Source organism: Aquabacterium sp. UBA2148 (assembly GCF_002328915.1).
GTDB lineage: Bacteria > Pseudomonadota > Gammaproteobacteria > Burkholderiales > Burkholderiaceae_C > Aquabacterium > Aquabacterium parvum.
The window spans coordinates 1-5,305 of the sequence record NZ_DCXA01000236.1; the positions used below are offsets into that span (position 1 = coordinate 1).

6 protein-coding genes, 1 tRNA gene and 1 pseudogene are annotated in these 5,305 nt (G+C 67.8%); 4 read left to right on the forward strand and 4 right to left on the reverse strand.

Annotation, left to right across the window (positions count from 1 at the left end; genetic code table 11):
• Positions 1-402 (forward strand): hypothetical protein (locus B2W70_RS13285; RefSeq protein WP_286746354.1); only part of this gene is annotated, 402 nt, incomplete at its 5' end.
• 115 nt (positions 403-517) lie between these two features.
• Here B2W70_RS13285 and B2W70_RS13290 read toward each other — a convergent pair.
• Positions 518-594, reverse strand: a tRNA-Pro gene (locus B2W70_RS13290).
• 25 nt (positions 595-619) lie between these two features.
• A complete protein-coding gene (gene ispB, locus B2W70_RS13295) occupies positions 620-1,549 on the reverse strand; it encodes an octaprenyl diphosphate synthase (protein WP_414631068.1) in 930 nt (309 codons plus the stop codon).
• A gap of 192 nt (positions 1,550-1,741) precedes the next feature.
• On the opposite strand from ispB, the gene B2W70_RS13300 reads away from it, so the two are divergent.
• The gene (locus tag B2W70_RS13300) at positions 1,742-3,043 is read left to right on the forward strand and encodes an FAD-dependent monooxygenase (protein ID WP_286746358.1); all 1,302 of its coding nucleotides are present in this window, start codon (positions 1,742-1,744) and stop codon (positions 3,041-3,043) included.
• A 15-nt stretch (positions 3,044-3,058) separates the two neighbouring features.
• On the opposite strand, the gene B2W70_RS13305 is transcribed toward B2W70_RS13300, so the two are convergent.
• A complete protein-coding gene (locus tag B2W70_RS13305; RefSeq protein WP_286746360.1) occupies positions 3,059-3,199 on the reverse strand; it encodes a hypothetical protein in 141 nt (46 codons plus the stop codon).
• Positions 3,200-3,302: 103 nt separating this feature from the next.
• The gene (locus B2W70_RS13310; protein ID WP_286746361.1) at positions 3,303-3,686 is read right to left on the reverse strand and encodes a hypothetical protein; all 384 of its coding nucleotides are present in this window, start codon (positions 3,684-3,686) and stop codon (positions 3,303-3,305) included.
• 192 nt (positions 3,687-3,878) lie between these two features.
• Here B2W70_RS13310 and B2W70_RS13315 point away from each other — a divergent pair, with 192 nt between their 5' ends.
• A complete protein-coding gene (locus B2W70_RS13315) occupies positions 3,879-5,132 on the forward strand; it encodes a glutamate-5-semialdehyde dehydrogenase (RefSeq protein WP_286746369.1) in 1,254 nt (417 codons plus the stop codon).
• 96 nt (positions 5,133-5,228) lie between these two features.
• Positions 5,229-5,305, forward strand: a pseudogene (locus B2W70_RS18455) (sulfite exporter TauE/SafE family protein); the annotation flags it as partial.

Sequence of the window (5,305 nt, forward strand, 5' to 3'; positions counted from 1 at the left end):
GGGCTGTCCTGGCAGCACCGCGCCGATGGCCGCGTCGAGGTCAGCCCGGATCCTCAAGCCACGCCGCGCGTGTTGACCGGCTGGCGCGCCGACCCGCAATCGAGCCAGCTCACGATGAGCAACCACTTGGGGCGCCCCACCGACCAGGTGATCGCGCCGCAAGAACTCAGCTCGGACGCCCGCCGGGCGGCCCTGGACTTGATGCAGGCCCGCCAGGAGGCGCTGACCGAAATCGACGCGCTGCAGTCCCTGCAACCCACCTTGCGAGCCATCAGCCGAGCCAGGCACGCTCACGTTGACCGGGCCGCACCGGACACCGTCCGTCAGGCCGTCGAGCGCCACCGTGAACGCGCCAGCCTGGAAGTCGATCGGCTGCTGCAGGAGTTGCGCAACGGCGGCTGAGCGTCACCTGTGGGCGGGCCCGCTGTCAAACCGCATGGTCTGATGAGAGATCGGGCGAAATCCGACTGCGAAAAAACAAAACGCCGCAGACCAGCTGCGGCGTTTGGGTGATTCCTGGTCGGGGTGAGAGGATTCGAACCTCCGGCCTCTACGTCCCGAACGTAGCGCTCTACCAGGCTAAGCTACACCCCGATTTCGACAACGGCACCTGTCGTCTTCAAGACGACCTGTGAATCGAGTCAAACGATAATTCTAGCAGAGATTCTCGCCACTCATTGGCTGGCAGCAGCTCCAGGCAGCGCTTGGCGCGCTCGGCCTGCTGCTGCGCGGCCTCGCGCGTGGCGTCCAGCGCGCCGGTGCGTTTGACGATCTCGACGATCTGGGCCATGCGCTCGACTTCGCCCTGCTCGATGGCCTGGCGGATGAGTGCGGCCTCTTCGGGCGTGCCGCGTTGCATGGCCACCAGCAGCGGCAGCGTGGGCTTGCCCTCGCGCAGGTCGTCACCGATGTTCTTGCCCAGCTCGGCCGTGCTGCCTTCGTAGTCGAGCAGGTCGTCGATCAGCTGGAAGGCCGTGCCCAAGGTGCGGCCATATTCGGCGCAAGCGGCTTCGACCTCGGGCGAGGCGTCGCTGATCAGCGCCCCCAGGCGGGCCGAGGCCTCGAACAGCTTGGCCGTCTTGTATTCGATGACACGCAGGTAGTCGTCCACCGAGATGTCGGGGTCGTGCATGTTCATCAGCTGCAGCACCTCTCCCTCGGCGATGACGTTGGTCGCGTCGGCCAGCACCTCCATCACGCGCAGGCGGTTGGTCGAGACCATCATCTGGAAGGCGCGCGAATACAGGAAGTCGCCCACCAGCACGCTGGCAGCGTTGCCGAACATGGCGTTGGCGGTTTTGCGGCCACGACGCAGGTCGGACTCGTCCACCACGTCGTCGTGCAGCAGCGTGGCGGTGTGGATGAACTCGACGACAGCGGCCAGTTCATGGCGCTCGCTGGAACGGTTGCCCAAGGCGCCGGAGATCAACAGCAGCAGCATGGGTCGCACGCGCTTGCCGCCCGCGCTGACGATGTAGTGCGAGATCTGGTTGACCAGCGCGACCTGCGAAGACAGCCGACGGTGGATGACCTGGTCGACCTCAGCCATGTCGGCTGCGGCAAGGGCTCGGTAGCTGGCGGGGGATGAAGAAGAGGTCACGCGGCGAAGGGGGCTGTTGAGCGCGCACTGAAGCAGCGCATGGGGGGCCGAATTGCAGCCCGACGCGGGCGATTATAGGAAGCCCCTTTCGGATTCGCCGCACAATCACGGCTCAGCGCGCACCACCTCACCCGCCGCACCATGGATCAGCCCACCTCCACCGCCCCCACGCTCAGCATCGCCATCGTTGGCGCCGGCCCTGCCGGTCTGAGCCTGGCCTTGCAGGCCGCGCGAGCGCTGCCTGAGGCGAGCGTCACCGTGTTCGACGCCCGCCCCGCCGACCTCGAAATCGCCAAAGACGCCCGCACCCTGGCCTTGTCTTTGGGCACCGTGCAGGAACTCGGGCGCATCGGTGTTTGGGACGCCATCTCGCGCACGGGTCAACATGCCCCCATCCTGGAGGTGCACGTCTCGCAGCAACAGCCCACGGTCCTGTGGCCAGGCAACGGGCAACCCGAAGTCAGCATCACCGCGCGCGAGCAAGGTGTGCCACAGCTCGGTGCCGTGGTGAGCTACGGCACCCTGGTGGCGCCGCTGCAGGCCGCATGGCTGCAAGCCGTTGAGCAAGACGAGCACCGCCTGGCCATGCGCTTTGGCACGCCCGTTAGGGGGCTCAAGCGCGTGGACACCGCCATGGGCCAGGGCGTCGAAGTCGATGCCGACATCGCCGAGACCTTCGACCTCGTGGTGGTGGCCGAAGGCGGCGTCTTCGCCGACCAGCCCAAGTTGCAATGGCCGCAGGGCGTGAGCCGAGACTACGAGCAAACCGCCTGGGTCGGCCAGGTGCGACTGGAGTCGTCAGCGCAAGATGGCGCCGCCTACGAGCGTTTCACCCCCTCGGGGCCGGCCGCTCTGCTGCCTTTGCCGCCCGGTCCGGTGCGTGCTGGCGGCGAAAGCGGCAGGCGTGCGGCCCTGGTGTGGTGCGTGCAGCGCTCGGACGACCCGGTGGCCGGCCTCGACGAGACCCAGCGGATGACCGTGCTGAACAGCCTCTTCCCCGACCGCGTGGGCCGCATCCTGGAGGTCTCGCCGCTGAAGGCCTTCCCTCTGGGGCTCAACGCACACTCCCGGCTGGTCAGCGACGAAGCCGTCGTGCGCATTGGCAACGCCGCTCAGACGCTGCACCCCGTGGCCGGCCAGGGCTTCAACCTGTCCATGCGCGACGTGCACGAATTGCTGGAAGCCCTCAAGACGCAGGGCTGGGCGGGCCACGACGATGCTGGCACGCGCGAGATGAAGGTGCGCAGGGCACTGCGACAGTTCGAGCGTCGGCGTCAGCCTGACCGGCTGGCGCTCGTGGGCGCGACCGATTTCCTGGCGCGCAGCTTCACGTGGCCGGCGCCGATCCTGGCGACGATTCGGGGACTGGGGCTGGGCGCGGTGCAGCAGTTGCCACCCGTCAAGCGGCTGCTGGCGCGCAGTTTCATGTTCGGCTGGCGCTGAGGGCGCCACGTCCGATCAACGCAGCGCCAACATGGCCGTGCTCACCGACTCGGCCTGGGCGCGCAGCGGGGCATCGCCGATCACGCCCTGGGTCAGGTACAAGCCCCATGCAGCGATGGCGGCGAACAGCAGGTGTTGCAGCAGTTTCTGGCGCATGGCGTGGTCTCCTGTGGGTGATGCGGGCCCGTCAAGGGGCAATGAAAGCATCGTAGGCAGGAGCGGCCTGCTGCAGCGCGCGAAGTAGGCGGGCTGCACGGGTTCATTTCTGGCGAGGTGGCGGGCGCAGTGGCGCCTCCCCCACCTCGATGCTCGCATCGCAACCACTGCCCGCGGAGATCAGTCGGCGGGCCCAGGTCTGCCAAAGTCGGCGCCACAAGCGGTGCCACAACGGTTGCCGAGGTTGGCCGGACCACACAGCGGCATCGTTCACTGCGGCATTGGCCAGCAGACCGCACACATAACGCCCCTGCGCATCGGACCAGCGGAGCAAATCGCAGGCCCCACGCCGCTTGCGGCTCACCAGCATGCCGACCGGGCAGGGCTCGGCCAGGCAGCACACCCCGCAGCCGTTGCAGGGCGCACCCTCGGGCGGCTTGGGCGGCGCCTCGGGGTGGATGTGGATGACCTGATGATGTTTGGGCATGAGGGGTCGGCACGCCCGCAACACAGCCCCGGCACGGGAATCAGGGCGACGGCAGGGAGCCCCCGCAGCATAGCGGGTGCAGGCTGTCGGCAGGTTTGAGACAATCACGGCATGAACACCGCTGCCAACGCCTCGTCCACATCCGTCGCCACCGCCGTCACCTGGTCCGAAGGCCAGAGCGTGCCTGACTACATGAACGCCGTCGGCCAGGCCGCCCGCGCCGCCGCCACGCTGATGGCCGCCGCCAGCACCGGAGGCAAAAACGCTGCCCTGCTCGCCCTGGCCCGCCAGATCCGCGCCCACGCTGGCGAGCTCAAGGCGCGCAACGCGTCGGACATCGCCAACGCCGAGAAGAACGGCCTGGCCGCCCCCATGGTCGACCGACTGCGCCTGACCGACAAGGTCATCGAGACCATGGCCGAGAGCTGCGAGCAGGTTGCCGCCCTGCCCGACCCGGTCGGCGAGATCACCAACGTGCGCCGCCGCCCCACCGGCATCAGCGTGGGCCAGATGCGCGTGCCCATCGGCGTGTTCGGCATGATCTACGAGTCGCGCCCGAACGTGACCATCGAGGCCGCTTCGCTGGCCATCAAGAGCGGCAACGCCTGCGTGCTGCGCGGCGGCTCGGAGGCCATCCACTCCAACCTGGCGCTGTGGAAGCTGGTGCAGGCCGCGCTGGCTGAATCAGGGCTGCCGACCAACGCCGTGCAGCTGGTGCAGACCACCGACCGCGCCGCCGTGGGCCAGCTGATCGCCATGCCGCAGTTCGTGGACGTGATCATCCCGCGCGGGGGCAAGGGCCTGATCGAGCGCATCAGCGCCGAGGCCAAGGTGCCCGTGATCAAACACCTCGATGGCAACTGCCACACCTATGTGGACGAGGTGGTCGATCTGGCCCTGGCCGTGAAGGTCACGGACAACGCCAAGACGCAGAAGTACAGCCCCTGCAACGCCACCGAGTCGCTGCTGGTGCACGCGGCGCAGGCCGCCGCGTTCCTGCCGCTCATCGGCAAGGTGTTCGCCGACAAGGGCGTGGAAATGCGCGCCGACGCCCGCGCCAAGGCCATCCTGACCGACGTGCCTGGCGCCAAGGTGGTCGATGCCACCGAGCAGGACTGGTACGAGGAGTACCTGGCGCCGGTCATCGCCGTGAAGGTGGTCGATTCGCTAGACGAGGCCATCGCCCACATCAACCAGTACGGCTCGCACCACACCGACTCGATCCTGACCACGAACCAGCCCAACAGCATGCGCTTCATCCGCGAGGTCGATTCGGCCAGCGTGATGATCAACGCATCCACGCGCTTTGCCGACGGCTTCGAGTACGGCCTGGGCGCCGAGATCGGCATCAGCACGGACAAGTTCCACGCGCGCGGCCCGGTGGGCCTCGAAGGCCTGACCTCGATGAAGTTCGTGGTGCTGGGCCAAGGCGAGATCCGCACCTGATCGCAGGCGTGAACCGCCCATCACAGCCCGGCCTGACGCCGGGCTTTTTCTTGCACGCACGCCCACATGCTTGAACTCGACGCCACGAACCTCGGCATGATGCTGCTGGCTTCGGCCGGCGCCGGGCTGGTCGATGCCATCGTGGGCGGTGGCGGGCTGATCATCGTGCCCTC